The organism is Comamonas brasiliensis (assembly GCF_018292285.1).
In the GTDB taxonomy this organism is placed as follows: Bacteria; Pseudomonadota; Gammaproteobacteria; order Burkholderiales; family Burkholderiaceae_C; genus Comamonas; species Comamonas brasiliensis.
Genome location: NZ_JAANES010000001.1, coordinates 830,112 through 855,388 on the forward strand (window position 1 = coordinate 830,112; position 25,277 = coordinate 855,388).

Here is a 25,277-nt window from a genome sequence, read left to right on the forward strand (position 1 = left end):
CCGGTGGAGGAAAGCAAGAGAAATCAGGAGCGTTCGAGGACAGCCGGTCCGTGGACATGGCATTGCGGGTTGACGCGCGCATCAAGCACATGGCCTGTGAGCGTGGACGCCAGATTGTCGGCATCCATGGGACCGTACCAGACGCCGTCGGGGTAGACGATCATCAACGGGCCATGGTTGCAGGGGTACTGGCAGCCGGTCTGCAGCGGTTGCAGCCGGTTTTTCAGTCCCGGGGTTTCACGTATCGTTCGCGTCAGTGTGGGCCATAGCTGCAGCGCTCCCTTGGCCGCGCAGCGCGGGCCCACGCACCACAGCACATGCTGGCGGTGCTCGGGCACCAGCGACCAGCCCTTGGGGTCGTGCTCCCATGGATCGTCGCCCAGCACCTCGGGCACATCGGGCTGGCGCAGTGCATCTTCCACGGACCGGGCCAGCAACTCGGTCAGCCCGGGTAGCTGCAGCAGCGGCTGACCAAATACCAGACGCGGAGAGGGCTGTGAGGAATCACGTGCTGCACGCCAGCGCATGATGAGCTTGTGCAGCCAGCGGCGCAGCGAGGCTTCGTCAGGCACCATCACGGGCAGGATCAGAATGCTGCGTGCCTCGGCACACAGGTCCAGCGCCTCGCCCAGCGTGGGCTGGGCGCGGTCCACATAGGCCGTGGTCACCTGCTGCACAGGCTGGCCTGAGGCCCCCATGGCGGTCTCCAGCCGCGCGGCCAGATCGCTGAGCTCCGTCAGGCCTGCGGTATAGGCGCCGCCCCGGCTGAGCAAGATGATGGCCAGCGAAGGAGCTGCGGCCTGCTTGAGGTCGGCAGGTCGGGAGCTGGGGAGATGCTTGTTCACGGCAGCTCTCCTGCAGAAAACTCCACGCGCTGGACGCTGATCTTGCGCTCGGGGTGCAAGGCAGCAGCCAGACGCTGTGCGGCTTCGATATTGCGCGGGCCGGGTGTGGCTTCGGCATAGCTCATCACGAAGAACCGGCGATTGCGAATGGCGGAAACCGCCTCAAGTTCCTTTTTTTGCAGCAGGAACTCGATCTTGCCCTGGGCGTCGGGTTGGCCGTAGTCAATGATCACGATCCACTCGGGGTCGCGCTCGATCACGTCTTCCCAGTTGCCGCGCTGCCAGTTCTGGCTCAGGTCTGCAAAGATATTGCTGGCTCCAGCTTCGTCCAGCATGGCTTGTGGCATGCCGAAGTGACCGACGGTGACGGGAATCTCCTGGCCGCTGTCGTAGACAAAGACGCGCGGCAGCGTGCGGTTGCCTTGCATCTGCTGGCGCAGCTGGGCCTGGGAGGCCCGCAGTTTGTCTATGCGTGGCTGGGTCTGCGGGAGGACGCCAAAGATGCGGCTGATGTTCTCCATGTCCAGCAATGCATCGTCCAGTGCGATGCGCTCGCGCTTTTGCACGCGGATGCAGGACTCGGACAGCACATAGGAGGCGATCCCGTGGCTGGCCAGGCGCTCCGGGGTCACGGCACCTTGGCGAAAGCCATAGCTCCAGCCGCCAAAGACAAAGTCGGCTTCGGCGCCCAGCAATACCTCCAGGTTCATGCCCTGGGATGAAAGATCGGGCAGACGCTGCAGCCAGGGCTTAAGCTGGGGGCTGATCTCCTTGCTGGAAGGGATGCCCGAGTAGCCGACCAGGCGCCGGCCCAGACCGAGATAGAGAAAGCTCTCGGTGATGTTGACGTCATGGGTGACGGCGCGCTGGGGAACCTTGTCATAGCGCACCGTCTGCCCGCACACCGGCAACTCCAGCGCTGGCTGATGCTGGCGCATCGGCACCGCAACCGCCTGCGGCTCGGGTGCTTTGCCGCAACCGGCCAGCAGCAGCGATGCTGCCAGCAGCGCCGAGCCGCAGGGACGATTCAAGCCAATAGCTTGCATGGCAACAGGCCTGGGCAGCATCAGAAGCGCATCAGCGCGGACAGTTCCACGCTGCGCCCGCGTCCCAGCAGCCACTGGTTGCCACTATAGGCATAGGTGGCATAGAGGCGGTTGGTCAGGTTGCGGCCTACCAGGCGCAGCGTGGTGCGCGGGTTCATATCCCAGCTCAGCACGGCGTCGGTCACCACATAGGAAGGCATGCGAACGGTGTTGGCGTTGTCACCAAAACGGTCGCCCACATAGCGCATGCCCAGCGATGCCTGCCAGGGGCCGGTGCGGTAGTGACCCCAGAGGTTGGCAGTCACGCGCGGCACGTTGCTGGGGCGGTTGCCTGCACGGTCCACGCCCTTGCTGCCCTCGAGCAGACGGTCGAACTTTGCATCCACATAGGCAATATTGCCTTCGAAGCGCAGCGTCTTGCTGGCATGGATGAGACCGGTCAGTTCAATCCCCCTGGACGACTGCTTGCCACCCTGGACCGACAGTGCCGGACGATCGGGGTCACGGGTGATGATGTCGTCCTTGACGATGCGATAGGCCGCCACGGTCCATTCGCCACGCCCATCGGCCAGTTGCTGCTTGTAGCCGACCTCGATCTGGCGGCCCTGGCTGAGGCTGAAGCCGGTTTGTGACTGGGCAATCGCCAGCAGGCTGGTGACGGGGTCATGGCCGGTACTGGTTTGCACATAGGCGCTGCTGAGCGCATCGAACTTGTGGGTCAGGCCCAGGCGCCAGGAAGTGCCGTTCAGCGGCTTGTCAAAGCCCGAGCCGTCCTGAATATTGCTGCGCGAGAAGGCATACCAGTCACGACGCATGCCGGCCATCAACAGCCATTGCTCGCTGATCTTCCAGGCATCTTCGAGATACAGCGCATTCTGGCGGAGGCTGGAGTTCATGCGCGGCAGATAGGCATCGGGGCTGTCCCAATAGCCATGCTGCGGGTTGAAGGCCGAAACCGTGGATTGACCGGTGTAGGGAGAGTTGCTGGTGCTTGTGAACTGGGCATTGGAGATGTCCCAGCCCACGGCGATCTGGTGGTTGGCGGCCTTGAGGTCCAGCCCCATGCGATTGCCCGTCTGCTGCACATCGTGGCCGATTTCCAGATAGTCGGATCGCCCCACCTGGCCGGTGGCCGGCTGGTAGTCGTAGGCCTCGATGTTCTTCCAGTGGCGATCGGACTTGAAGTGATAGAGCTCGTTGCGCACCGTCAGCGCGTCGCTGGCACGCCACTGTGCCTTGGCACGGAAGCGCTGGTCCTTGAACTGGTCGATGGCATCGAGCACGTTGTAGTTCTTGTTGCGCAGCTCCTTGACGATTTGACCGTCGACCACGGGCGAGCCGAAATAGCGCTCGGGCTTTTGCTGGCTGATGTCGGCACTGAGATCCACGGTCAGATCGCTGCGCGGCGTCCAGCGCAGTGCGCTCATTAGCTTGCCGCTGCTGGCCTTGCCCAGCTCGCGCTCGCCGTCGGTGCGGTCGCCATAGGCATCGAGACGGTAGCTCAGGGTCTCGCCCAGTGCGCCACTGGCGCCGATGCCGGCGTAGGCCTTGCCGTGGCTGCCTGCTCCCAGCAGCACTTCGGTGGAGCGCTCGCGGCTGGGCTGCTTGCGGATGGCATTCATGGTGGCACCTGTGGTGCCGCTGCCATACATCAGCGATGCCGGGCCGCGCAGCACTTCGATGCGCTCATAGCCCCAGCTGTCGCCCGGATAGTTGACGGTGCCCGAGGCCACGCCCAGCATGATGCCGTCCTCGGCAATGCCGATGGAGTTCACGCCATTGAAACCGCGGCTTGAAAAAGACAGCCCCCCATTGCCGGGGGCGCCCGATGTGCTCAGGCCCACGGTGCGGGTGACCGCGTCGGAGACGCGGTAGTCCGCACGCTCGTCTATTTGCAGCGAGGACACGCCGCTGACGCTGGCCGGGAGGTCCAGCACGGGTACGTTCACATGGGAGGCCGTGGTTGACGGCTGGCTGGTCTGCAGCTCATGCGAGGGCAGGCGGTTTTCCCGCACCGTGACTTCGGGCAGGGACTGCTGGGCCATGCCGACGACGGGGCAGAGCAAAAGCAGCTTGAGTGCGGTGCTGCCTAGATGGCGCAGCTGAGGCTTGGAGTTGAGGGCGGAATGAAGAGCAGCAGAGGTTTGTGGATGAGAGCACATATCACGAGGCCGAAACTGCCTGAAGGGATAGCTGTGCCGCAGACAGGTCCGCCTTTACCAGGCATGACGCAATCCACTTTCTGGCCGCTATCCGCACCCCGCAGACAGTTTTCGTAAATACCGCCCCGAGGGGCGGAGTTGAGTCATCGGCAGGCCGGTCTCCGGGCTCACAGGCAATTCATTGCTGAATTCACGACTCGCCTTCCCGAAAGATGCAGACCGTCGCGATGCGAGGGGCCGGATCATGTCCAGTGGCTGCAAGCGCTGATGCGCTCGCATGAGTGTGTTGACCTGCTTACCGTTGCGGGGGCAGCCAAGGCTTCCTGAGCTTGCGATCAGACCTTGTTCCCGTTTCACTCGCTTCAAGCGAGCACCTTCCGAAACGAAGCGCCATCAAGGCGCCGCGAGAGTTTATCAGTCCCCGGGCGAAACGCGCAGGGATTTAGAGCAACTCGTCCGGCATGAACTCGATCAGCGGTCTGCCGCTGCGCTCGCTCAGGCGTACCTGGGCACGCACGCCGTAGACCTCGGCAATGGTCTGCGCGGTCAGCACCTGGGCCGGCGTGCCCTGCGCCACCAGTTCTCCTGCCTTGAGCAGGTACAGGCGGTCGCAGTAGTGAGCGGCCAGTGGCATCTCGTGCAGCGCGGCCAGCGTGGTCAGGCCCAGGCTGCGGATCAGGTTCATCAGCTCGAACTGGTGGCGTACGTCCAGATGGTTGGTGGGCTCGTCCAACACCAGCAGCCTGGTCTGCTGGGCCAGTGCCCTGGCCATGAGCACGCGTTGCTTCTCGCCCCCTGAAAGGGTGGAGAACATGCGCTGTGCCAGCGACTGGGCACGGACCTGAGCCAGGGACTGGGCGACGATGCAGAAGTCTTGCTCGCTGTCGCGGGCGAAAGAGCTCTGGTGCGGCGTGCGGCCCATGAGCACCACATCGCAGACGCGCAGATCGAACTCGCTGGTGGTTTCCTGGGTCAGCACCGCCATGGAGCGGGCATTGTCGCGAGCGCTGCGCAGCCAGACGTCCTGTCCGTCTATGCAGACCGCACCGCTGGCAGGCCTGAGCATGCGGTAGATCATGCGCAGCAGGGTGGACTTGCCGCTGCCGTTGGGGCCGAGCAGGCCGACCAGTTCGCCATGCCGGATATGCAGGCTGATGTCCTTGACAATGGAGGCAGCTGCCGTCTGCCAATGCAGGTGGCTGGCCTCCAGCAGGCAGGAAGAGCTGGGTGCGGAACTCACGGATTGCCCTTTTCCCGCACGCTCTTGCGGCACAGCATCCAGACAAAGAAGGGGCCGCCCAGCAGCGAGGTGATGACCCCCACGGGTACTTCGGCGGGGGCAAAGCTGATGCGCGAGAAGACATCGACCCAGATCAGGAAGATGGCACCTGTGAGAGCGGCCACTGGCAGCACGCGCCGGTGCTCGGAGCCGACCAGCATGCGGGCGACATGGGGCACGATGAGGCCGACAAAACCGATCGGACCCGTCAGCGCCACCAGCACGCCCGTCACCATCGAGACCAGAACAAATAGCCAGCGCCTGGTGCGGGTGGTGTCCACTCCCAGCGTGGCGGCGGTTTCTTCGCCTGTCAGCAGTGCATTGAGTGAGCGGGCCTGTGTCAGCAGCAGGGCCACGCCAGCAGCCAGCAAGGCAGCCGGCAGGCCCAGCTCCTGCCAGCGGGTTCCGGCCAGGCTGCCCAGGGTCCAGGTGAGCACGGAGTTGGCCAGCTCGCGCTGATCGGCCGTCAGCACGATCAGGCTGGTGACGCCGCCCAGGCAGTAGGCAATGGCCACGCCGCCCAGAATGAGTCGCGATGCCTGCAATCGTCCATTGGCATGGGCCAGGAAATACACGGCCACACAGGCCAGCAGCGCACCGCTGAAAGCGCCCAGCGGCAAGGCCAGCTCGCCGGCAAATGCCAGTGCGCCGAAGGCCAGCACGCTTACGGCACCGACCGACGCACCGGAGGAAACGCCCAGCAGATAGGGGTCGGCCAACGGATTGCGCACCATGGCCTGCATGGCCACGCCCACCAGCGCAAGGCCTGCGCCGGTCAGGGCTGCGAGCAATACGCGCGGCAGGCGCACGCGCCAGACAATCTGGTACTGGGCGCTGCTCCAGCTGCCGGAAGGCCAGTCCAGGCCCAGGCGCTGGCCCAGCTCGTAGGCCGTGATCTGCCAGGCTTGCCCGGGGGCGATCCGTACCGGCCCCAAGGTGATGGCCAGAGTCAGAGACAGCAGCAGCACTGCCGTCAACATGGCCAGCCATAGCTTCAGCTGATGGCGTTGCTGGACGAACATCTGTGTCAACGGCTGGGTCATGGCTGCAGCAGGGCGGGGTCCCAGGTGGGCATGGCGCCAGCGGGCCCGAAGCGCGAGGCGAAAGCCTGTGCAAGGTGTCTCATTGTCATTAGCCAGGGCAGACGGTCTGCATGCTGGTGACGAGATCGGGCGGAGGGCGGGCCTCGCAGCCTGTTGCCGTCACGCTGCTCCCCGCAGACGCTCGTTGCACATGCCGACTGCCGGAACTGGGTCCGGGTGGTCAGCGCTCAACAGGCCGGTATCCGGGCTGGCAGATTGCGCGAGGCATGTCACTTCGCCTTCCCGGCGTTGCCGCGCACCTCGTCGAAGAGGCCACGTAGAACACCAGTGACAGGCTCCTGCAAGCGCAAAAGCCATGAAGTGGTTTGATCTGCTTACCGTTGCGGGGGCAGCCAAGGCTTTGAACCTTGTTCCCGTTTAACCCGATGAAGCACCGGGCACCTGTCGCATGGAGAAAAAGCCTGCGGCACGGCCGTGCCGAGACTTGTTTCAGCGAAAAATTATATAGCAGCGCATCCAGACATCGTCTGGGAGATCTGGGCGAATCCTTTGAGGCAGCGAGGCACAGCACAAGGTCGGCATCGCGTTCAACGAGGCGCTGATGCAAGTTCAGGCACTTTGGCGGCGCTGCCCGTGATCGATATCCGATGCCCAAACAGGTTGCAGCCGCCTGAAATGTCTGCGGCGGCTGTTTTTGAGTGGCCGCAGTCAAAACTGCGCTGACATTTGTGCACAAAATAGAGGGTGAGAAAGCCCCCGATTCTGAGGACATCATGAGCATCTGGTCTATCGACGCACAGACCGTCACCCACAGCATTCAGCTCGCTGTCGCGCCGGTTTTTTTTCTGACTGCCGTGGCCGGCATGATCGGCTCCGTAGCGGGGCGGCTGGCCCGCATCATTGACAGGGCCCGCAAGCTGGAGGAAAGCCTGCGCACCCTGGAGGATCACGATCTGATCGCGCGCCACCTCAAGGAGCTGCATTTTCTGCGCGAGCGCGGGCGACTGGCCAACGTCTCCATTGCGCTGCTGACGCTGTGCGGCATGTGCATAGGGCTGACCATCGTGCTGTTGTTCGTGGGCCAGGCCTACGGCGTCAGCGGACATGGCTATGCCGTGTTCAGCTTTTTGCTGGGAGTTCTGGCCTTTGTGCTGGCGCTGTGCTGCTTTCTCTGGGAGACCATCATGGCGACACGCATTCTGGACTTCCATATGCTCAGCCAGGCCAGGGCAGCCGTACGCCATGTGGCGGAGTCCGAGCGCCGTCCCTGAGGGATCTGCGAGACATGTTTTTCCTGCCTTTGATCCTGGTGCCCATCGTCTTCCTGATGGCACTTGCTCGCCTCTATCAGATTCCCGTGCAGCTGCGTTCGGGGCGGTTGCGGCTGGTCGAGCGTGGCAGGCCGGGCTTGCGTCTGGCCACCTTGCTGGCCTATGTCGGTCTGCTGATGGGTAGCGGGGCATTGCTCGCGGCCCTGGTGTATGCGAGCTTCTTCGCGTCACAGCGCTGGACCGCCTATCTGCACCTGGCTCCTTATCTGGCGCTTTATCCCTTGCTGTACCTGGCGGCTGCCTGGATCTTCTATTACGGCCTGAAAAAGTCTGCTGCCGTCTGAGCTATTCCTGCATGGGCTCCAGCCAGGCGGTCGCAGCATGGATGATGCAGTCGGTCAGTCGCTGCAGGCTGGCCTGGGCATTGCGGGTGTGGGCCCAGTACATGGGAATGTGGAGATCTCTGCCCGGGAGCAGTTCCATCAAATCGCCACTGGCCAGCTGCGGGGTGATCAGCTGGGCCGGGTGCATGCCCCAGCCCATGCCCAGTTCCACGGCACGGGTGTAGCCCTGGTTGGAGGGCAGAAAGTGACGCGCATTGTTGCGCCGTCCGTCCAGTCCCAGACCATGGAGCCATTGGTCCTGCAGGCTGTCCTTGCGGCCGTAGTACATCATGGGCGCCTTGGCCAAGATCTGTGCCAGTTCCCGGTCCGACTCGGCTTGGGCCAGATGGCGCTGCACAAACGCCGGGCTGGCCACGGCGATATAGCGCATGCGGCCCAGCGGCCAGGTGTTGCAGCCAGCAATCGCCGAGCCCGTGGCGGTGACGGCGGCCATGACTTCACCTTCCTTGATGCGTTTGGCCGTGTGATCCTGGTCGTCAATGCTGATGTCCAGCAACTCGTTGCCATCCTGAGTGAAATCCGCCATGGCATCCATGAACCAGGTCGACAGGGAGTCGGCATTGACTGCCAGCTTCAGCGTGGGCAGGGCGGTCTGGCCTTCGGGGACCAGTTCCGGGTTCTTGCGGCGCAAATCGTTTTCCAGCAGCGCCACCTGCTCCACATGCAGGCACAGGCGTCGGCCGGCCTCCGTGCCACTGCAGGGCGTGCCTCGCAGCACCAGCACCTGTCCCACGCGCTCCTCAAGCAACTTGATGCGCTGGGAGATGGCGGAGGGGGTGACATGCAGCTTGCGCGCCGCACGCTCGAAGCTTCCCTCACGCAATACCGCGGCAAGCGCTTCCAGTCCTGCGTAGTCAAACATTAGAAATTCTTCATTGGATTGAGTAAATGTAATTTTACTTAATTGCTCCGTGGAGCAAGAATCCGGGCCGGTTTGGAGGAGTCAGCGGCTCATGGATATGACAACTAATTTTTATTCAGCCTGGATTGCAGGCTTTACGGTGTGCGCTTCGCTCATTGTTTCCATCGGTGCCCAGAACCTGTATGTGCTGCGTCAGGCAGTGCAGGGCGAACATGTGAAGGCCTGCGTGGCTCTGTGTGTGCTCAGCGATGGGCTGCTGGTAGCGCTGGGGGTGGCCGGCATGGCGCAGATGCTGACCAGCTATCCGGCATTGGCCCAGTATCTGACGCTGGGTGGAGCCGCATTTTTGCTGGCCTATGGTCTTTTCGCCTTGCGGCGCATGTGGCTGGCTCCGGATGCAGCCATGGAAGCCGGCGAGCGCAGGGCGGCACCGCGCGGGATGATGAGCGTGCTGGCTGCGCTGGCGGCCATCACCTTGCTCAATCCTCATGTGTACCTGGATACGGTGTTGCTGATGGGCTCGATTGGCGCCCAGCAGGAAGGTGCGGGCCGCTGGTCCTACGTGGTGGGAGCTGCCTCTGCCAGCTGTCTCTGGTTTGTGCTGCTGGCGATGGCAGGGCGACGTCTCAAGCGCCTGTTTGCCAACCCCGGCGCCTGGCGCGTCATGGATGGCATCACCGGCGTGATGATGCTGGGTCTGGCCTGGTGGGTGGCGAGCAGCGCATTTGGAATGGACGTCTGAGTCTCAACGCAAGCCGGCGCCATGTGTCGCGGACTTCGGCGCAGGCTCGCCTTCGCTGTTCAAGCCGCTGCAGCCTGCTCCCACAGGCCCACGGCTTCGATGAGGTTCCAGCTATTGCATTCGATACGGTAGTGGCCTGTGGCTCCGGTTTTCTGGCTTTGGCCCTCGATCACCACAATGTGCTTGCCATGACGCTGGGCTTGCGAGATCGGGCGGATCTTGTCGTAGTTGTGCTTCTCGGCAATGTCGCCGCGAAAGGCAATCGTCACCTGCTCGCGCCGGGGGAAGTAGTCCTTGGCATATTTGTCCAGCGTGCGATCGGCAACCAGCGTGGCCATATCGGGCGAGGTGGCGGAAGAAGTGTTCATCGTGTCTCCTCAAGAGTGGACTCTTGTTGTGTGCAAAATCTGAGCCGGTTTATGACGCAATTGTTGCATTTTGTTTCTGGTGGCGCCAGTGCCAATCTTCATGGCAGATGGCAGCCCTCGTTCTGCACCAACTCGGGCCACAAGGCAGAACTGCCTCATGGCGCGGACAGCGGCAGTTGCAGACCTGTCTTGATGCGTTCCAGTGCGATCGAGGTGCTGTAGCGGCGAATGTTCTCGTCACCTTCGAACAGGCGTTTGCAGATGGCCTGGTAATCATCCATGTCGGTTGCCGTGACGACCAGGATGTAGTCGGTTTCGCCCGTCACATAAAAGCATTGCTGCACGGCCGCTTCATCGGCGATTCTGGCCCTGAAGCCGCGCGACAGGTCAGGCCTGTCGTTGACCAGCTGCACGGTGATGATCGCGGTCAGCGTACGGCCAACCTTGACGGGCTCCAGCACGGCCACGTTGGCGGCAATCACCCCGGTTTCCTGCAATCGCTTGATGCGCCGCTGCACGGCCGGGGCCGAGAGGTTGATGTGCTCCGCAATCAGACGCTGTGGCATGAGGTTGTCACGCTGGAGAAGGGCAAGAATCGCGTGGTCAAAGGAGTCCAGATCGGCAGCAGGCATGGTGTGGGATGGGTTGAGAGCGAAACTTGCAGATTCAGGGCCGAAAACGAGCAAATTTCGCGGGTGACATGCAATATCGTACCTACCTATGTCAAAAAACAGCTGGAATCATTGGTGGCCCGTGTTGGCCGTATTGGGCTCGGTCACTGCGCTCGGGCTGGGAACTTCGCTGGCCAAGCAGCTGTTTCCCCTGGTCGGTGCCCAGGGTACCTCGGCATTGCGGGTGGGCTTTGCCGCGCTGATTCTGGTGTGCGTCTGGCGGCCCTGGCGCTGGTCGCTCAACCGTCAGCAGGCACAGGCTCTGCTGATTTTCGGCATGGCGCTGGGCGGCATGAACCTGATGTTCTACATGGCGTTGCGCGATATTCCGTTTGGCCTGGCCGTGGCCATAGAGTTTTCAGGGCCGTTGGCCGTGGCCATCTACTACTCACGCCGTGCACTGGACTTTGTCTGGCTGGCGCTGGCGGTTGCCGGGCTGGCCATGATTCTTCCTCTGGGCGGCAATGCTTCGGACCTGAACCTGTCGCCGGTGGGCATTGCCTGCGCGCTCGGAGCCGCCATCTGCTGGGCCTCCTACATCGTGCTGGGGCGCAGGCTGGGCCATATTCCCAGCGGCCAGGCAGTGTCCCTGGGCTTGCTGTGCGCGGCTTTGGTGGTGGTGCCATTTGGCGTGGCCGAGGCCGGGCTCAAGCTGCTGACGCCGTCGATCCTGCTGTTCGGTCTGATGGTGGCGGCCATCTCCAGTGCCTTGCCCTACACCTTGGAAATGCTGGCCCTGCGCCGCCTGCCGCCTGCGACCTTTGGCATTGCATTGGCGACCGAGCCGGCGATTGCGGCACTGATGGGCATGCTACTGCTCAGCGAGCATCTGAGCGCCACGCAGTGGACTGCGATTGCTTGCATCATGGCCGCAGCCATGGGCAGTGCCGTGACGCGGCCAGGTAGCAAACCTCCCGCCGTGGATGCATCTGCAGCCACTTCCGGATGAATACCCATGCTATGAAAAGAGGTGCTGTAAGCGCTTGCTAATCAATGCTTTGCAGAATTTTTTCTAGTGAATAACCCTAGAAATTTGCGCAGCAAGCTCTTTTTTCTGTAGCTGGATGGGTCTGAAGCGCTGCCTGGGCAGCGCTTTTTTTTGCACGTCGGCCTGGCTGCCGGCAGCCGTTTTCTACGATTCCGGAGTCGCTGAAATCCTGAATACTGGCACACAGATAGCGTGTTTCATGACACAGGTGAAGCCAGTCCTCTATGCTCATTTTGAGTCCTGTTTTTTGACCGGTTTTTGCGCTATCCGGTTTGCGGTTTTGGCTGTCGTGGCTACTGCGTATTTGTAGGACTCTCGGTCTATTCAAATCAGGAGCGAGGTGCTACAACGGATGCACACGGTAACGAATGCTTTGCAACATTGCGGCACTGATTCGAACCCTGGTGCCGCCACGGGAGGTCATATGGATGTCATCAGCAATTCCGCAGCACGCTATGTCCGCCTGCGTGAAGAAGAAATGTCGCTGGACGAGTACCTGAGCCTTTGCCTGCGTGACCCTATGGCCTACGCGGGTGCCGCACAGCGCATGTTGGCGGTCATCGGCGAACCCGAGATGGTGGACACCCGCAACGACCCCGTGCTGTCGCGCCTGTTCGCCAATAAGGTCATCCGCCGCTACCCCGCTTTCTCCGAGTTCTACGGTATGGAAGATGCCATCGAGCAGGTGGTGAGCTTCTTCCGCCATGCAGCCCAGGGGCTGGAGGAGCGCAAGCAGATTCTCTATCTGCTGGGACCGGTGGGCGGTGGCAAAAGCTCTATCGCCGAGCGTCTCAAATACCTGATGCAGAAGGCCCCGTTCTACGCGCTCAAGGGATCGCCGGTGAACGAGTCGCCGCTGGGTCTGTTCGACCCCGTGGAAGACGGTCCGATTCTGGAAGAAGAGTTCGGCATTCCGCGCCGCAATCTGCAGCATGTGCTCTCGCCCTGGGCCGTGAAGCGGCTGGAGGAGTTTGGTGGAGACATTCGCCAGTTCCGCGTGGTCAAGCGCTACCCCAGCATTCTCAAGCAGATCGGCATTGCCAAGACCGAGCCTGGCGACGAGAACAACCAGGACATCTCGAGCCTGGTGGGCAAGGTGGACATCCGCAAGCTGGAAAATTTCTCGCAGGACGACACCGACGCCTACAGCTACTCGGGCGGCCTGTGCCTGGCCAATCAAGGTCTGCTGGAATTCGTCGAAATGTTCAAGGCACCCATCAAGGTGCTGCACCCCTTGCTGACCGCCACCCAGGAAGGCAATTACAAGGGCACCGAGGGGTTTGGCGCCATTCCTTTCGACGGCGTGGTGCTGGCCCACAGCAATGAAAGCGAGTGGAAGGCCTTCCGCAACAACCGCAACAACGAGGCCTTCCTCGACCGCATCTACATCGTCAAGGTGCCTTACTGCCTGCGTGTGAGCGAGGAGGTCCGCATCTATGAAAAGCTGATCCGGGAGTCTTCGCTGGCCAACGCCATCTGCGCGCCCGGCACGCTCAAGATGATGGCGCAGTTCTCGGTGCTCACACGTCTCAAGGAGCCTGAGAACTCCAGCATCTTCAGCAAGATGCAGGTCTATGACGGCGAAAGCCTCAAGGACACGGACCCCCGTGCCAAGAGCTACCAGGAATACCGCGACTATGCGGGCGTGGATGAGGGCATGGAGGGCATCTCCACCCGCTTTGCCTTCAAGATCCTTGCCAAGGTCTTCAACTACGACAGCACCGAAGTGGCGGCCAACCCCGTGCACCTGATGTATGTGCTGGAGCGGCAGATCGAACGGGAGCAGTTCCCCGCCGAGCTGGAGACCAAGTACATAGGCTTCATCAAGGAATATCTGTCGCAGCGCTATGCCGAATTCATCGGCAAGGAAATCCAGACCGCCTATCTGGAGAGCTACAGCGAGTACGGCCAGAACATCTTTGACCGCTACGTCACCTACGCCGACTACTGGATTCAGGACAGCGAGTACCGCGACACCGATACCGGCGAGGTGTTTGATCGCAATGCGCTCAATGCCGAACTGGAGAAGGTGGAAAAGCCTGCCGGCATTGCCAACCCCAAGGATTTCCGCAACGAGATAGTCAACTTCGTGCTGCGGGCCAGGGCCAACAACCAGGGCAAGAACCCGAGCTGGACCAGCTACGAAAAGCTGCGCGTGGTGATCGAGAAGAAGATGTTCTCCAACACCGAGGAGCTTCTGCCCGTCATCAGCTTCAACGCCAAGGCCAGTGCCGAGGATGCGCGCAAGCACGAGGACTTCGTCACCCGCATGGAGGCCAAGGGCTATACGCCCAAGCAGGTGCGCCTGCTCTGCGAGTGGTATCTGCGTGTGCGCAAGAGCAGCTGACCGAGGGACCGGTGGTCGTCCTGGGCGGCCACCGGCGCGATGATTGAGAACAGTCCCTGGAGATGGGAGCACAGATGGCACTGCATATCATCGACCGCAGGCTTGCAGGCAAGAACAAATCGGTGGGCAACCGCGAGCGGTTTGTGCGGCGTTTCAAGGAACAGATCGCGGAAGCGGTACGCAAGGCCGTGTCTGCGCGCGACATCCGCCATATCGACCAGGCGGAAACCATCACCATCCCGAAAAAGGACATTCAGGAGCCGGTCTTCAGGCATGGACAGGGCGGTATCCGCGATGTCGTGTTGCCTGGCAACCAGGAACATGTGCGCGGCGATCGCATTGCGCGCCCGCCCAGCGGGGGCGGCGGCTCGGGATCGCAGGCCAGCGATAGCGGCGAGGGGCAGGACGACTTCACCTTTACGCTGACCAAGGAAGAGTTCATGGATCTCTTCTTTGAAGACCTGGCCCTGCCGCGCCTGCTGCGCAACCATATCGGCAACACCCTGCAATACAAGACCAGGCGCGCGGGCTACAGCCATGATGGCACGCCCAGCAATCTGGCATTGGTGCGAACCATGCGCGGTGCCCTGGGGCGACGCATTGCACTGACCAAGGCCGCGCATCGCGAGCTCAAGGAACTGGAAGAGCAGCTCGACGCCTTGCTGGCGCAGGATGACGGCACCAGCGAGGCGGTAGCCGAGTTGCAGCGTCAGATCGATGCCCTGCGGGAGCGTATAGGCGGAGTGCCATTTCTCGAACAGCTGGATCTGCGGTTTCGCAACCGCAGCAAGGTGCCGGTGCCCAGCAGCCAGGCCGTGATGTTCTGCGTGATGGACGTCTCCGGCTCCATGGATCAGGAGCGCAAGGAACTGGCCAAGCGCTTCTTCATTCTGCTGTACCTGTTTCTCACCAGGCATTACGACAAGATCGAGATCGTCTTCATTCGCCATCACACCCAGGCGGCGGAGGTCAGTGAAGACGAGTTCTTCCACTCCACCGAGAGCGGTGGCACGGTGGTCAGCAGCGCGCTGGTTCTGCTCGAGCAGATCATCAGGGCCCGTTACCCGGTCAATGACTGGAATATCTATGTGGCCCAGGCCAGCGATGGCGACAACTTCAGCGACGACGGAGGCAAATGCCACAGCATCCTCGCCGAAAGAATACTGCCGCTGGTGCGCTACTACGCTTATCTGCAGGTGGTGCTCGAGGAGCAGAGCCTTTGGGATGAGTACAACCGTCTGCTGCCGCTATTTCCCCATTTCGCCATGCGCAAGGTATCGGCCGCCAACGAGATCTATCCGGTGTTCCGTGATCTCTTCAAAAAGGATGGGGTATCGATATGAACCTCAATCTCTATCCCGTGCTGGATCTCAGGGCCAGCAAAAGAGCCGGCAATTCGCACACGCAAGGGGAGTCGCGTTACCGCGATGTTCCGCAGGCGCCGCTGGTGGCGTCGCAGCGGCCGTCGTCCCCGCTGCCCGATCCCAGCGACTGGACTTTCGAGCTCATCGAGCAGTATCACGCGGCGATTGCTGCCACGGCCGAGCGCTATGGCCTGGACACCTATCCGAACCAGTTGGAGATCATTACGGCCGAGCAGATGATGGATGCCTATTCCAGCGTCGGCATGCCCGTGAACTATCGGCACTGGAGCTATGGCAAGGAGTTTCTGGCCACGGAGCGGCGCTACCGGCGCGGCCATATGGGGCTGGCCTACGAGATCGTCATCAACGCCAACCCCTGCATCAGCTATCTGATGGAGGAAAACAGCACGGCCATGCAGGCCCTGGTGATTGCCCACGCCGCTTATGGGCACAACAGCTTCTTCAAGAACAACTATCTGTTTCGCATGTGGTCCGATGCCGGCAGCATCATCGACTATCTCGTTTACGCGCGTGACTATGTGGCGCAATGCGAGGAGCGCTACGGTCTTGACAGCGTGGAGCAGCTGCTGGACTCCTGCCATGCGCTGTCGAACTTCGGCGTGGATCGCTATTGCCGGCCCTCGCACAAAAGCCTGTCGCGCGAGCGCGCAGAGCGCGAGGAGCGCGAGGCCTATGTGCAGCAGCAGGTCAATGTGCTGTGGCGCACCCTGCCTGCCCGAAGGGACAAGGACAAGGACAGCACGGTGCCGGGCAGCGAGCGCTTTCCCCGGGAGCCCGAAGAGAACATTCTGTATTTCATCGAGAAGAACGCTCCCTTGCTCGAGCCCTGGCAGCGTGAGATCGTGCGCATCGTGCGCAAGATCGCCCAGTATTTCTACCCGCAGCGCCAGACCCAGGTGATGAACGAAGGCTGGGCCACGTTCTGGCATTACACCCTGCTCAACACCTTGTACGACGAAGGCTGGCTGACCGATGGCGTGATGCTGGAGTGGCTGTCATCGCACACCAATGTGATCTACCAGCCGCCCGCAGGCCACCGGGCCTTCAGCGGCATCAACCCCTATGCGCTGGGCTTTGCCATGTACCGCGATATCCGGCGCATCTGCGAAAAGCCGACCGAGGAGGACCGCCGCTGGTTCCCCGACATGGCTGGTACACCATGGTTGCCGGCGCTGCACCACGCCATGCGCAACTACAAGGACGAGAGCTTTGTCGGCCAGTTCCTGAGCCCGCAGCTGATGCGTGACATGCGCTTGTTCTCCCTGCATGACGACCCTGACGAACGTGATGTGCTGGTCAGCGCCATCCACGACGAAGACGGCTATCGCACGCTGCGCCAGTTGCTGTCGCAGCAATACGACCTGGGAGCACGTGAGCCCAACATTCAAGCCTGGAGCGTGAATCTGCGTGGCGACCGCAGTCTGACGCTGCGGCATACCCAGTACCAGGGCAGGCCGCTGGCCGAGGATGCGCAGGAGGTGCTCAAGCATGTCGCCAGGCTATGGGGATTTGGCGTGCACCTGGAAAGTGTCAATGGCGATGGCGAGACACCGGTACTGCTGTATTCAGTGCCAGCTCCCTCGCATTGAGATAATTCAAGTGAAAATGGCTTCAAACGCTTTCCTGTAAAGCGCTATAAGCTATTAAATTGAAAGCAAAAAGCGCTGCCGTAGCAGCGCTTTTTTTAGGCTCGGGCCGTCAAGTGCAGTCTGCGGCCGGGTCTGCCCGGCCATGGGACTATGCAGTGCAGCCGCTACACCCTGCGAAGAAGGGCGTGGCCTGTGCGCATCAGAACGCAGGAACCACGGCGCCCTTGTACTTTTCCTGGATGAACCTCTTAGTGTCTGCCGAGTGCAGAGTGCTCATCAGCTTGGCAATGTCGGCGCCGTTGGCGCGGTCCTTGCGGGCCACCACGATATTGGTATAGGGCGAGTCGGCGCCTTCGATGAACAGCGCATCCTTGGTGGGGTTGAGCTTGGCTTCGATGGCGTAGTTGGTATTGATCAGAGCCAGGTCGACATCAGCCAGTGCGCGGGGCAGCAAGGGCGCCTCCAGTTCCTTGAACTTCAGCTTCTTGGGGTTCTTGACGACGTCGAGAGCCGTGGGGGTCAGGCTCTTGGGGTCCTTGAGCTCGATCAGGCCATGCTTGGCCAGCAGAATCAGCGCGCGGCCACCGTTGGAGGGGTCGTTGGGAATGGCCACGGTGGCGCCATTCTTCAGATCCTTGATGTTCTTGATCTTGCTGGAATAGGCGCCGAAGGGCTCCACATGCACCTTGCCGTTGGGCACGGCCACCAGCGAGGTCTTGCGGTCCTTGTTGTAGCTGTCCAGATAGGGCTGGTGCTGGAAGAAGTTGGCATCCAGCTGCTTGTCCTCCACTGCGGCATTGGGCTGGACGTAGTCGCTGAACTCCTTGATTTCCAGATCGATGCCCTGAGCCTTCAGTGCGGGCTTGATGTGGTTGAGGATTTCGGCGTGAGGCACGGCCGTGGCGCCCACCTTGAGCACGTCAGCGGCCTGGGCCGACAGCGCCAGAGTGGCAATAGCGATAGCAGAAAGAGCTTTCTTCAACATTGGTTCTGACTTTCTTCAGCAAGTTGCGATAAATCCCGGGCCTTGTCTGGGCCGCAGTGAACTAAGGTGCATAGTCTAGTGCCCTGTACCAAGGCCTGCAGGACATTTTTCTTATTTGGTTATAAGAGCGTCGTTTTTTATACAAAGTTTCCCTGTCATGAATCCCGAAATGCTGGAGCGCCTGGTGCGCGTGTCTATGCCCTATGGCAAGTACAAGGGCCGCCTGATTGCCGATCTGCCCGGCAACTACCTCAACTGGTTTGCCCGCGAGGGCTTTCCCAAGGGGGAGATCGGCGAGTTGCTGGCCTTGATGCAGGAGCTCGACCACAACGGACTCGGTGCCTTGCTGGAGCCGATTCGCAGGGCCCAGGGCCTGCCGCCCAGGGCGCAGGAATAGGCCCCAACAGGGTTCTCGGCCAGGCGTGAGTTGCACAGAACAGGAGATGAAATCGGCGGGCCCGGGCTGCGGCCGGGCGGCGCGAGGCTTCAGCTCCCGGGGCCTTGCGCCAGATCAGCATGCTGGACAATGCGTCCCTTGCCCGCATGCTTGGCCTCATACATGGCTTCGTCCGCTGTCTGCAGCAGGTTTGCCGTGGAGCTGCCTTGCACGCTGATGGAGATGCCGATGCTGCAGCCGACCTGAACCATCACTCCGCCTTGCAGCGCGATCGGCTGGCGCACGGCCTCCATGCAGCGCTTCATCACGGACATGGCCTCTTCGGGCACGTGCAGGCCGGACAGCAGCACCACGAATTCATCCCCGCCCAGGCGTGCGACGCAGTCGCCAGCCCGGGCCTGGGCCAGCAGACGGGCCGCGACCACGCGCAGAACCTCGTCGCCTGCGTCATGGCCCTGGGTATCGTTGACCTGTTTGAAGCCATCCAGGTCCATGAAGCACACGGCAACCATCTGACCGTCGGCCAGTTCCTGGTTCAGCGTTTCCTCGAGCGCGCGGCGGTTGGCCAGGCCCGTCAGCGCGTCGTGATTGGCAAGATGGTTGGCGGCCTGTTCGCCGCGCTTGAGGGCGTCGATGTCCACCAGGATCCAGAGCGACTCCTCGGCGTTGAGCAATGTGCCCGATGCATCGACCCACAAAAGCTTGCCTTCGGCATTGCGCATCTGGAACTGCGCATGGAATTTGCCCCGGGCGAGCAAGGAGCTATAGGCTTTCTCGCCGATGCGCCGGTAGGAGGCCTCATCCGGGTACAGCGTGCGCGTGGACGCGCCCTGCAGTGCCGCAGCCGACTGCTTGAGCAGGCGGCGCATGGCCGGGTTGGTCCAGACGATTTTGCGCTCGCGCAGGCGCGCCATGCCGATCAGATCATTGTCGATGACCAGCTCCTGCTCCTTGCGGATGCGGCGTTCACGCTGCTGCAGACGGTATAGCGCCACCGAGCCCAGGGCGATGAAGGCGATGCACAGGGCGGCCAGGCCCCAGGCCCGCCAGGCAGAGGCGCGCCACATGGCCATATAGGCTTCGGTGCCGAGTCCCGTGAACACGGTCAGCGGATATCCGGGCAGCCGGTGGTAGGCCGTGATGCGCTCCACGCCATCAATCAGGGTCGGCGTGATGTACCAGCCTTCCTCGCGGTTGCGGCCGACGGCACGGTGATACTCGGGCGAGACGGCGGCCTTGCCGATGCCGGCTTCGGCGTCCTGGCTTTCGGCCGGATAGCGCGCGACCAGCCGGGCCTGATCGGTGCGCAGCGCCATGGCGCTGCTCGTGCCAAAGGACTGGCGCTGGAACAGTTGGTGAAAATGCTCCGCCGCGACGATGGCATAGACGATGCCCTGGAACTGACGGTCATCGGACTGAAGACGCCGGGCCAGCACGATGGACCATTTCCCGAAGGAGTGGCTGATCAGGGGCTCGGACACCACCATCCGGTCTGTTTCGCGGGCTTGGGCGAAATAGTCGCGGTCGGCCACCGAAAACGGCAGATCGGCTTCGCTGGGCGCGATCAGCACCTGGCCCGCGCTGTCAGTGGTGCGCAAGGCCGTGACAAAAGGGATCAGGGCACGCTGCTCCTGCAGCATTTCATACAGGGCCGAGTTGGCGGCGGGCAGGCCATCAGAGCTGCGTGCACGATAACGGCTGGCAATCGCCGACAAGGCGTTCTCGACCAGTCTTACCTCGGCAGCCAGCTCCAGGCTCAGGCTGCGTGCCTGGTGTCGGGTGACGGCCACTCCCAGCTCCATGTCCGCGCGGTAATTGGCATGCACGCCCAGCCAGGTGGCAAAGCACAGCAGGGCGGCTACCAGCAGGTTGCCGAGCACGATGCGACGCAAAAGCCGGTGAGGATGAAAGCCTGTCATCTTGATTCTTGAGTTTCCTGATTGGCAGCCCGGGCCGCAAGCGACGCGGTCACCGGCCCAGTAAAACATCGCCGATCTCGGCAGTGCAATAGCCATCGGAAAGTCTATCGGAGGCTGCGGCTCGCAACCGTGGGCCGCCGCCGCGCCCGATCATTGTTTGCCTTTTGCCACACCATCCGGTTGCCGCGATCTCTAGGCAGGCCCGGCCGAGGGCAGGGCTTGCGCACAGCGATCTCTGCGCGGCGTTTGCGTCCTTGTGCTTCCAGGCGTGCGGCCTCGGCGAGCCGGGATGGATGGCAGAGCCCGGTCCCTGCGGAAATAGTGACGCCTTTGCTTACATTGAAAATGAGAATTGATATCATTTGAGTTTCGCCCGAGCTTTATCTCCATCGCACCATGTCCGCTGCCGAATCCGTCATTCACCGCGAAGTCACCGCGCTTTACATCGACCATCACGGCTGGTTGCAGGGCTGGTTGCGCAAAAAGGTCGGCAATGCCTTCGATGCGGCCGATCTGGCGCAGGACACCTTTGTGCGCATACTCGGTGTGCGCGAGCCGCAGCAGATTGAGTCGCCGCGTGCCTATCTGACCACGGTGGCCAAGGGCGTGTTGGTCAACTGGTGCCGGCGCCAGGCGTTGGAGCGCGCCTATCTGGATGCGCTGGCCCTGCTGCCCGAGCCCGAAGCGCCGTCGCCCGAGCACCGGGCCCTGGTGCTGGAAGCCTTGCACGAGATAGATGCCATGCTCGATGCCTTGCCGCCCCTGGTGCGGCGCACCTTCCTGCTGTCGCAGCTGGAAGACATGAAGTACGACGCCATCGCGCTGCAACTGGGCGTGTCGCTGAGCAGCGTCAAGCGCTACATGGCCCAGGCTTTCAGGCATTGTCTGGCGCTGATGGACTGAAGCGCCATGGATGCACGCCTGCTTGACGAAGCCGCGGACTGGCTGGTCCGCCTCAACGATGAAGGCCTGACGGCGGCCGAGCATGCCGCCTTCGAGCGCTGGCGCCATACCAGCGCCGACCATGAAGGCGCCTGGATGCGGGCTGAGCTGCTGATGGGCAAGCTCGGTGGCCTGCCGACAGCGTTGGCCATGCCTGCACTGGACCGAACGCAGCGCCGCAGCCGAAGAGCCGCCGTGGCCAGACTGGCGATGCTGCTGGCCGCCGTGCCTGGTGGCTGGATGAGCTGGCGCATGGTGCAGCAACAGGGCTGGACGGCCGATCTGCGCACTGCCACGGGAGAGCAGCGCAGCGTGACGCTGGCCGATGGCAGCCGTTTGCTGCTGGATACGGCAAGCGCCGTGGATATCCGCTTCGATGCTCACCAGCGCCTGATTCATCTGCGCCGAGGCTCCATCCTGCTGGAAACCGCCGCCGATCCCAGCGGCGTGGACGGGCCCTTGCTGGTGGCGACGGCCGTGGGGCGTCTGCGGGCACTGGGCACGCGCTTTTCGGTGCAGCAGGACAGCGAGGGCCAGTTCGTGGACCTGGCCGTGACGCAAGGTGCTGTCGAAGTCACGCTGCACGGAGCCTCCCGGCCTGCGCTGGTGGTGCCTGCGGGCAATTGGGCGCGCTTGACTGACCGGGGCGCCGGTGCGCTGGAGACGGCGAGTGCGCAGCAACTGGCCTGGGCGCAGGGCATGCTGGTGGCGGATGCCATGCCCATGTCCGAAGTCTGCGCACGGTTGGCACGCTACCGCTCTGGTCTTCTGCATTGCGCCCCCGAGGTGATGGCCATCAAGGTCTCGGGAGCCTATCCCCTGGCTGATACCGACCGGGCATTGGCCATGCTGGCCGAGACCTATGCCGTGAGCGTGCACCAGCGCTGGCGCGGATACTGGGTCACGGTGGCGGCGCGCTGAGTCCGCTGGAGCGGCCGCAAAAAAAAAGATGCAGGCAGCTGAGACTTTTTCGCAAGTTGTTTGGCAAGCAAGGTGAATCACTCATTTTTGCTTCCAAAGGACTGTCTTTCATGCCTGCTTCCATGGCTTCCCGTTCCCTATCGAATCCCGTATTCAGCCCTGTTGCGCGCGCCGTTCAGCTTGCCCTGCTGGGCTGGGCGCTGGCAGCGACCGCCGTACAGGCGGCCGAGCCGCCGACAGCCGGGCAGGCTCAGACATACCAGATTGAAGCAGGCCCGCTGGGTCGAGTGTTGTCCGAGGTGGCGGCCACGGCCGGCATGGCACTGTCGTTCGACCCCGCGCTAACACAAGGTCGGCAAAGCCCCACGCTTTCCGGCAGCTATACGCCGCGCGAGGCACTGCAGCGCCTGCTGTCTGGCAGCGGGCTGGAGCTGGTGTCACGCCCCGGCGGCAGCTATACCCTGCAAAGACAGGCCGTGGCGCCCGTCTCGAGTGAAGAGGGCAGCACGCTGTCCGAGGTGCGTGTCACGGCTCAGGCCGAACGCAGCGGCACCACGGAAGGTACGGGCAGCTACACCCAGACCGGCCCCAGCCGCACGGCCACGGGTCTGGGCCTGACTCTGCGCGAGACGCCGCAGTCGGTGAGCGTGATGACACGCCAGCGGATGGATGACTTCAAGCTGGAAACGCTGGCCGATGTGCTGGAGCAGACACCGGGCATCGGCGTCTATCGTCAGAACAACGCGACGGACTTCCAGGCCCGTGGCTCGGAGGTGAATCTGCAGGTCGACGGCATGTCGCAGCTCAGCAATGGCTGGTACTTTGTCACCAGCACCATGTATGCGCTGGACGATATGGCGGAGATGGACCGCGTCGAAGTACTCAAAGGCTCGTCAGGGCTGGTTGTCGGCAAGGGCGGCTATGGCGCTACCGTCAACCTGATCCGCAAGCGCCCCACGCGCGAGTTCCAGGCCAGCGTGCGTGCCAATGCCGGCAGCTGGGATACCTACCGTGCGCAGGCCGATATAGGCGGCTCGCTCAACGAGGCGGGGACGCTGCGCGGCCGTGTGGTTGCGTCCATGACAGATGCGGGCAGCTTTCGCGACAACGAAAAGAGCAACAGCAAGATGCTGTTCGGCACGCTGGAGGCCGATCTCACCCCCGATACCCTGCTGAACCTGGGCATCACGCTGCGTCAGCGCGAGGCTCGCGGCTTCGGCACGACCCGACCCATACAGCGCTACACCGCGGCAGGAGCTGAAGTGGGGCTGATGCCGCGCTCGTTCAACAACGGTGCGCCCTGGTCGGGCTATGAGCAGGAAAGCACCGAGCTGTTCGGCAGCGTGGAGCAGCGTCTGGCCCATGACTGGACGGCAAGTCTGAAGTTCTTCCATCAGAGCGTGAAGATGGACGACATGACACTGGGCTACCTCTGGAACAGCACCACTGCTGCCTATCTGCCGTGGCAGGACGTGGAAAACCGCAACTGGTCGGTCAATCTCGACGTCAAAGGCCCTTTTACCCTGCTGGGCCGCACGCACGAGTTGCTGGCTGGCGTGGGCATATCGCGCTACCACAGCGGCCTGCTTTACGGCAGCTCCAAGAACGTACCGCTGGCCAATCTGGGCCTGAGCTATGCCCAGGGCGGCGGCGCGCTGGCCCAGCCAGACTTCAGCAACTGGAACTATGACCGCCATGTCTTCAACCAGCGTCAGCAGTATGCCTATACGGCAGGGCGCTTCCGCCTGGCGGAGCCGCTGCAGCTGATTGCGGGCATGCGCGTGACGCAGTACCGCCAGCATGATGTGACTCCCACCTGGTGGAACTACGATATGCGCGAAACCGTCACCACGCCCTATGCCGGCCTGGTCTATGAAGTGCATCCCCAAGTCTCGCTGTACGGCAGCTACGCCACCATCTTCAAGCCGCAAAGCGCTCAGGACGCACAGGGGCGCACCCTGGATCCCGAGCAAGGCAAGACCTTTGAAGTCGGCGCCAAGGGCGAATTCCTGGACAAGCGACTCAACGCCAGCATCGCCCACTTCTGGATGAAGACCGACAACTCGGCCGAGGAAACCGGCGCCTTCACGCCTGGCGGCGATATGGCATACCGTGCCGTCAACGGCGCCACGCGGCGCGGCTGGGAGCTGGAGCTGTCGGGTGAGCTGGCGCGCGGCTGGCAGGTGCAGGGCAGTCTGGTGCAGCAAAACAGCTCGCTGACCAGCTCCAGCCAATATCCCAAGTACCAGCTCAAGCTCGGCAGCACCTACCGCTTCGATCGCGGATCGCTGCGCGGCCTGACGGTGGGGGCGGCCACTCGCTGGCAAAGCAAGACCTCGACCAGCGACAGCCACAACACTCTGGCGCAGCAGTCCTATGCCGTGCTGGACCTGATGGCCCGCTACCAGGTCGACAAGCATCTGTCGCTGAGCCTGAACGTGAACAACCTGCTGGACAAAAAGTACTTTGCCGGTGTCAGCAGCCTGGGCGGCCTGTACTACACCTGGGGTGCGCCGCGCAGTGTGAATGTGGGCATGCGCTACGACTTCTGAGGGTGGCCAGGCCTGCGGCCGCGGAAGAGCAAGCCTGGTTATCCCGAGCGCACGGCGGACCTCTTCTGCCCGGGCCGTGAAGGGTGCATGGTTCTGCGGGGTGGCCGCTGCAAGGCTGACGATTTGAGCCAGTGGCTGCCATGGCAGGAGCGTGGATGACCCTTTTTGGGTTTTCGTTTGTCATACAGAGAGACAGGGCCTTGAAGCCTGCTTCGCCCCGGGCTGCCTTGATGGCAGGCCGAGGCCTCCATCCCGATCTTTGTGCCATGAACCATTCCTTTTTGACCTTCGCGGGCATCGGCGTTCTTTCCCGGTTGCTGGCCGCCGTCCTGGGCGGCTATCTGCTGGCCAGTGCCCTGGCCGTATTCCTTGCCACAGTCTTGCCTGCATCGCGTGCCGAGGCCGTGCTCGCCGGCATGCTGTGGAGTTTTGCGCTGCACGTGCTGGCCGTGATCTGGGCGTTCTCGCCGGTGTCGCCCGGCCGCGTCTGGCTGGGCCTGCTGCTGCCGGCTGCCGTCATGGCAGCTGCATCGGCCTGGCTGGCAGGGGGTGTTTGAGC

22 protein-coding genes and 2 riboswitches are annotated in these 25,277 nt (G+C 62.5%); of the genes, 12 read left to right on the plus strand and 10 right to left on the minus strand.

The features are described from left to right. Positions 1–23 precede the first annotated feature (23 nt). The 5 genes from DJFAAGMI_RS03755 to DJFAAGMI_RS03775 all read right to left on the minus strand — a co-directional run bounded on the left by DJFAAGMI_RS03755 (position 24) and on the right by DJFAAGMI_RS03775 (position 6,354). On the minus strand, positions 24–845 hold the full coding sequence (locus DJFAAGMI_RS03755) for a (2Fe-2S) ferredoxin domain-containing protein (RefSeq protein ID WP_211455993.1): 822 nt from the start codon (positions 843–845) through the stop codon (positions 24–26). Then, on the minus strand, positions 842–1,891 hold the full coding sequence (locus tag DJFAAGMI_RS03760) for an ABC transporter substrate-binding protein (protein ID WP_249333757.1): 1,050 nt from the start codon (positions 1,889–1,891) through the stop codon (positions 842–844). The genes DJFAAGMI_RS03755 and DJFAAGMI_RS03760 overlap by 4 nt, the downstream gene beginning before the upstream one ends. A 20-nt stretch (positions 1,892–1,911) precedes the next feature. After that, positions 1,912–4,053, minus strand: coding sequence for a TonB-dependent receptor (locus DJFAAGMI_RS03765; protein WP_211455995.1), 2,142 nt, complete (start codon positions 4,051–4,053; stop codon positions 1,912–1,914). Positions 4,054–4,188: 135 nt separating this feature from the next. Then, positions 4,189–4,446: riboswitch (cobalamin riboswitch) on the minus strand. Positions 4,447–4,495: 49 nt separating this feature from the next. Further along, complete coding sequence (locus tag DJFAAGMI_RS03770) at positions 4,496–5,293, minus strand: ABC transporter ATP-binding protein (RefSeq protein ID WP_211455996.1); 798 nt, start codon at positions 5,291–5,293, stop codon at positions 4,496–4,498. Continuing rightward, positions 5,290–6,354 carry a FecCD family ABC transporter permease gene (locus DJFAAGMI_RS03775; protein WP_211456717.1) on the minus strand — a complete coding sequence of 355 codons (1,065 nt, stop codon included), beginning with the start codon at positions 6,352–6,354 and terminating at the stop codon, positions 5,290–5,292. The genes DJFAAGMI_RS03770 and DJFAAGMI_RS03775 overlap by 4 nt, the downstream gene beginning before the upstream one ends. Positions 6,355–6,591: 237 nt before the next feature. Continuing rightward, positions 6,592–6,835, minus strand: a riboswitch (cobalamin riboswitch). A gap of 313 nt (positions 6,836–7,148) precedes the next feature. On the opposite strand from DJFAAGMI_RS03775, the gene DJFAAGMI_RS03780 reads away from it, so the two are divergent. Both DJFAAGMI_RS03780 and DJFAAGMI_RS03785 read left to right on the plus strand, forming a co-directional pair. Next, the gene (locus DJFAAGMI_RS03780) at positions 7,149–7,646 is read left to right on the plus strand and encodes a DUF2721 domain-containing protein (protein WP_043004273.1); all 498 of its coding nucleotides are present in this window, start codon (positions 7,149–7,151) and stop codon (positions 7,644–7,646) included. Between the two features lie 14 nt (positions 7,647–7,660). Next, positions 7,661–7,990 carry a hypothetical protein gene (locus tag DJFAAGMI_RS03785; RefSeq protein WP_211455997.1) on the plus strand — a complete coding sequence of 110 codons (330 nt, stop codon included), beginning with the start codon at positions 7,661–7,663 and terminating at the stop codon, positions 7,988–7,990. A 1-nt stretch (position 7,991) separates the two neighbouring features. On the opposite strand, the gene DJFAAGMI_RS03790 is transcribed toward DJFAAGMI_RS03785, so the two are convergent. Further along, positions 7,992–8,912 (minus strand): HTH-type transcriptional regulator ArgP, encoded by a 921-nt coding sequence (locus DJFAAGMI_RS03790; RefSeq protein WP_211455998.1) that lies wholly within the window; start codon positions 8,910–8,912, stop codon positions 7,992–7,994. 91 nt (positions 8,913–9,003) lie between these two features. On the opposite strand from DJFAAGMI_RS03790, the gene DJFAAGMI_RS03795 reads away from it, so the two are divergent. Then, the gene (locus tag DJFAAGMI_RS03795) at positions 9,004–9,654 is read left to right on the plus strand and encodes a LysE/ArgO family amino acid transporter (RefSeq protein ID WP_211455999.1); all 651 of its coding nucleotides are present in this window, start codon (positions 9,004–9,006) and stop codon (positions 9,652–9,654) included. Between the two features lie 59 nt (positions 9,655–9,713). Here DJFAAGMI_RS03795 and DJFAAGMI_RS03800 read toward each other — a convergent pair whose 3' ends face one another. Then, positions 9,714–10,022: a hypothetical protein gene (locus tag DJFAAGMI_RS03800; protein ID WP_003055867.1), complete on the minus strand. Its 309-nt coding sequence runs from the start codon at positions 10,020–10,022 to the stop codon at positions 9,714–9,716. Between the two features lie 155 nt (positions 10,023–10,177). Next, positions 10,178–10,654, minus strand: coding sequence for an Lrp/AsnC family transcriptional regulator (locus DJFAAGMI_RS03805; protein ID WP_043004189.1), 477 nt, complete (start codon positions 10,652–10,654; stop codon positions 10,178–10,180). 88 nt (positions 10,655–10,742) lie between these two features. Here DJFAAGMI_RS03805 and DJFAAGMI_RS03810 point away from each other — a divergent pair, with 88 nt between their 5' ends. The 4 genes from DJFAAGMI_RS03810 (at position 10,743) to DJFAAGMI_RS03825 (ending at position 17,002) form a co-directional block, all read left to right on the plus strand. Continuing rightward, entirely contained in the window at positions 10,743–11,642 is a 900-nt protein-coding gene (locus DJFAAGMI_RS03810) for an EamA family transporter (RefSeq protein ID WP_211456000.1), read from the plus strand. A gap of 463 nt (positions 11,643–12,105) precedes the next feature. Beyond that, a complete protein-coding gene (locus DJFAAGMI_RS03815) occupies positions 12,106–14,028 on the plus strand; it encodes a PrkA family serine protein kinase (protein ID WP_167010036.1) in 1,923 nt (640 codons plus the stop codon). Between the two features lie 74 nt (positions 14,029–14,102). Beyond that, the gene (locus DJFAAGMI_RS03820; RefSeq protein ID WP_211456001.1) at positions 14,103–15,371 is read left to right on the plus strand and encodes a YeaH/YhbH family protein; all 1,269 of its coding nucleotides are present in this window, start codon (positions 14,103–14,105) and stop codon (positions 15,369–15,371) included. Then, positions 15,368–17,002, plus strand: coding sequence for a SpoVR family protein (locus DJFAAGMI_RS03825; RefSeq protein WP_211456002.1), 1,635 nt, complete (start codon positions 15,368–15,370; stop codon positions 17,000–17,002). Before DJFAAGMI_RS03820 ends, DJFAAGMI_RS03825 begins: the two co-directional genes overlap by 4 nt. Before the next feature lie 199 nt (positions 17,003–17,201). On the opposite strand, the gene DJFAAGMI_RS03830 is transcribed toward DJFAAGMI_RS03825, so the two are convergent. Further along, positions 17,202–17,987, minus strand: a complete 786-nt coding sequence (locus tag DJFAAGMI_RS03830; RefSeq protein ID WP_211456003.1) for a MetQ/NlpA family ABC transporter substrate-binding protein — start codon at positions 17,985–17,987, stop codon at positions 17,202–17,204. A gap of 157 nt (positions 17,988–18,144) precedes the next feature. Here DJFAAGMI_RS03830 and DJFAAGMI_RS03835 point away from each other — a divergent pair, with 157 nt between their 5' ends. Further along, positions 18,145–18,384, plus strand: a complete 240-nt coding sequence (locus tag DJFAAGMI_RS03835; protein ID WP_211456004.1) for a DUF3820 family protein — start codon at positions 18,145–18,147, stop codon at positions 18,382–18,384. 89 nt (positions 18,385–18,473) lie between these two features. Here DJFAAGMI_RS03835 and DJFAAGMI_RS03840 read toward each other — a convergent pair whose 3' ends face one another. Beyond that, positions 18,474–20,303 carry a sensor domain-containing diguanylate cyclase gene (locus DJFAAGMI_RS03840; RefSeq protein ID WP_211456005.1) on the minus strand — a complete coding sequence of 610 codons (1,830 nt, stop codon included), beginning with the start codon at positions 20,301–20,303 and terminating at the stop codon, positions 18,474–18,476. A 396-nt stretch (positions 20,304–20,699) separates the two neighbouring features. On the opposite strand from DJFAAGMI_RS03840, the gene DJFAAGMI_RS03845 reads away from it, so the two are divergent. The 4 genes from DJFAAGMI_RS03845 (at position 20,700) to DJFAAGMI_RS03860 (ending at position 25,275) form a co-directional block, all read left to right on the plus strand. Continuing rightward, positions 20,700–21,206 carry a sigma-70 family RNA polymerase sigma factor gene (locus DJFAAGMI_RS03845; RefSeq protein WP_211456006.1) on the plus strand — a complete coding sequence of 169 codons (507 nt, stop codon included), beginning with the start codon at positions 20,700–20,702 and terminating at the stop codon, positions 21,204–21,206. A gap of 6 nt (positions 21,207–21,212) precedes the next feature. Continuing rightward, positions 21,213–22,166, plus strand: a complete 954-nt coding sequence (locus DJFAAGMI_RS03850; protein ID WP_211456007.1) for a FecR domain-containing protein — start codon at positions 21,213–21,215, stop codon at positions 22,164–22,166. 110 nt (positions 22,167–22,276) lie between these two features. Then, positions 22,277–24,718, plus strand: a complete 2,442-nt coding sequence (locus DJFAAGMI_RS03855; RefSeq protein WP_419095585.1) for a TonB-dependent siderophore receptor — start codon at positions 22,277–22,279, stop codon at positions 24,716–24,718. 266 nt (positions 24,719–24,984) lie between these two features. Next, entirely contained in the window at positions 24,985–25,275 is a 291-nt protein-coding gene (locus tag DJFAAGMI_RS03860; protein WP_211456009.1) for a DUF3649 domain-containing protein, read from the plus strand. The last annotated feature ends 2 nt before the right edge of the window (positions 25,276–25,277 follow it).

Excerpts from the sequence above, each read along its gene's own strand:
- DJFAAGMI_RS03775 (WP_211456717.1), bottom strand. The coding sequence starts at position 6,354 with ATGTTCGTCCAGCAACGCCATCAGCTGAAGCTATGGCTGGCCATGTTG.
- DJFAAGMI_RS03855 (WP_419095585.1), top strand. The coding sequence starts at position 22,277 with ATGCCTGCTTCCATGGCTTCCCGTTCCCTATCGAATCCCGTATTCAGC.
- DJFAAGMI_RS03760 (WP_249333757.1), bottom strand. The coding sequence starts at position 1,891 with ATGCAAGCTATTGGCTTGAATCGTCCCTGCGGCTCGGCGCTGCTGGCA.
- DJFAAGMI_RS03845 (WP_211456006.1), top strand. The coding sequence starts at position 20,700 with ATGTCCGCTGCCGAATCCGTCATTCACCGCGAAGTCACCGCGCTTTAC.
- DJFAAGMI_RS03850 (WP_211456007.1), top strand. The coding sequence starts at position 21,213 with ATGGATGCACGCCTGCTTGACGAAGCCGCGGACTGGCTGGTCCGCCTC.
- DJFAAGMI_RS03800 (WP_003055867.1), bottom strand. The coding sequence starts at position 10,022 with ATGAACACTTCTTCCGCCACCTCGCCCGATATGGCCACGCTGGTTGCC.
- DJFAAGMI_RS03825 (WP_211456002.1), top strand. The coding sequence starts at position 15,368 with ATGAACCTCAATCTCTATCCCGTGCTGGATCTCAGGGCCAGCAAAAGA.
- DJFAAGMI_RS03815 (WP_167010036.1), top strand. The coding sequence starts at position 12,106 with ATGGATGTCATCAGCAATTCCGCAGCACGCTATGTCCGCCTGCGTGAA.
- DJFAAGMI_RS03790 (WP_211455998.1), bottom strand. The coding sequence starts at position 8,912 with ATGTTTGACTACGCAGGACTGGAAGCGCTTGCCGCGGTATTGCGTGAG.
- DJFAAGMI_RS03805 (WP_043004189.1), bottom strand. The coding sequence starts at position 10,654 with ATGCCTGCTGCCGATCTGGACTCCTTTGACCACGCGATTCTTGCCCTT.
- DJFAAGMI_RS03840 (WP_211456005.1), bottom strand. The coding sequence starts at position 20,303 with ATGACAGGCTTTCATCCTCACCGGCTTTTGCGTCGCATCGTGCTCGGC.
- DJFAAGMI_RS03860 (WP_211456009.1), top strand. The coding sequence starts at position 24,985 with ATGAACCATTCCTTTTTGACCTTCGCGGGCATCGGCGTTCTTTCCCGG.
- DJFAAGMI_RS03810 (WP_211456000.1), top strand. The coding sequence starts at position 10,743 with ATGTCAAAAAACAGCTGGAATCATTGGTGGCCCGTGTTGGCCGTATTG.
- DJFAAGMI_RS03830 (WP_211456003.1), bottom strand. The coding sequence starts at position 17,987 with ATGTTGAAGAAAGCTCTTTCTGCTATCGCTATTGCCACTCTGGCGCTG.
- DJFAAGMI_RS03835 (WP_211456004.1), top strand. The coding sequence starts at position 18,145 with ATGAATCCCGAAATGCTGGAGCGCCTGGTGCGCGTGTCTATGCCCTAT.
- DJFAAGMI_RS03765 (WP_211455995.1), bottom strand. The coding sequence starts at position 4,053 with ATGTGCTCTCATCCACAAACCTCTGCTGCTCTTCATTCCGCCCTCAAC.
- DJFAAGMI_RS03795 (WP_211455999.1), top strand. The coding sequence starts at position 9,004 with ATGGATATGACAACTAATTTTTATTCAGCCTGGATTGCAGGCTTTACG.
- DJFAAGMI_RS03780 (WP_043004273.1), top strand. The coding sequence starts at position 7,149 with ATGAGCATCTGGTCTATCGACGCACAGACCGTCACCCACAGCATTCAG.
- DJFAAGMI_RS03785 (WP_211455997.1), top strand. The coding sequence starts at position 7,661 with ATGTTTTTCCTGCCTTTGATCCTGGTGCCCATCGTCTTCCTGATGGCA.
- DJFAAGMI_RS03820 (WP_211456001.1), top strand. The coding sequence starts at position 14,103 with ATGGCACTGCATATCATCGACCGCAGGCTTGCAGGCAAGAACAAATCG.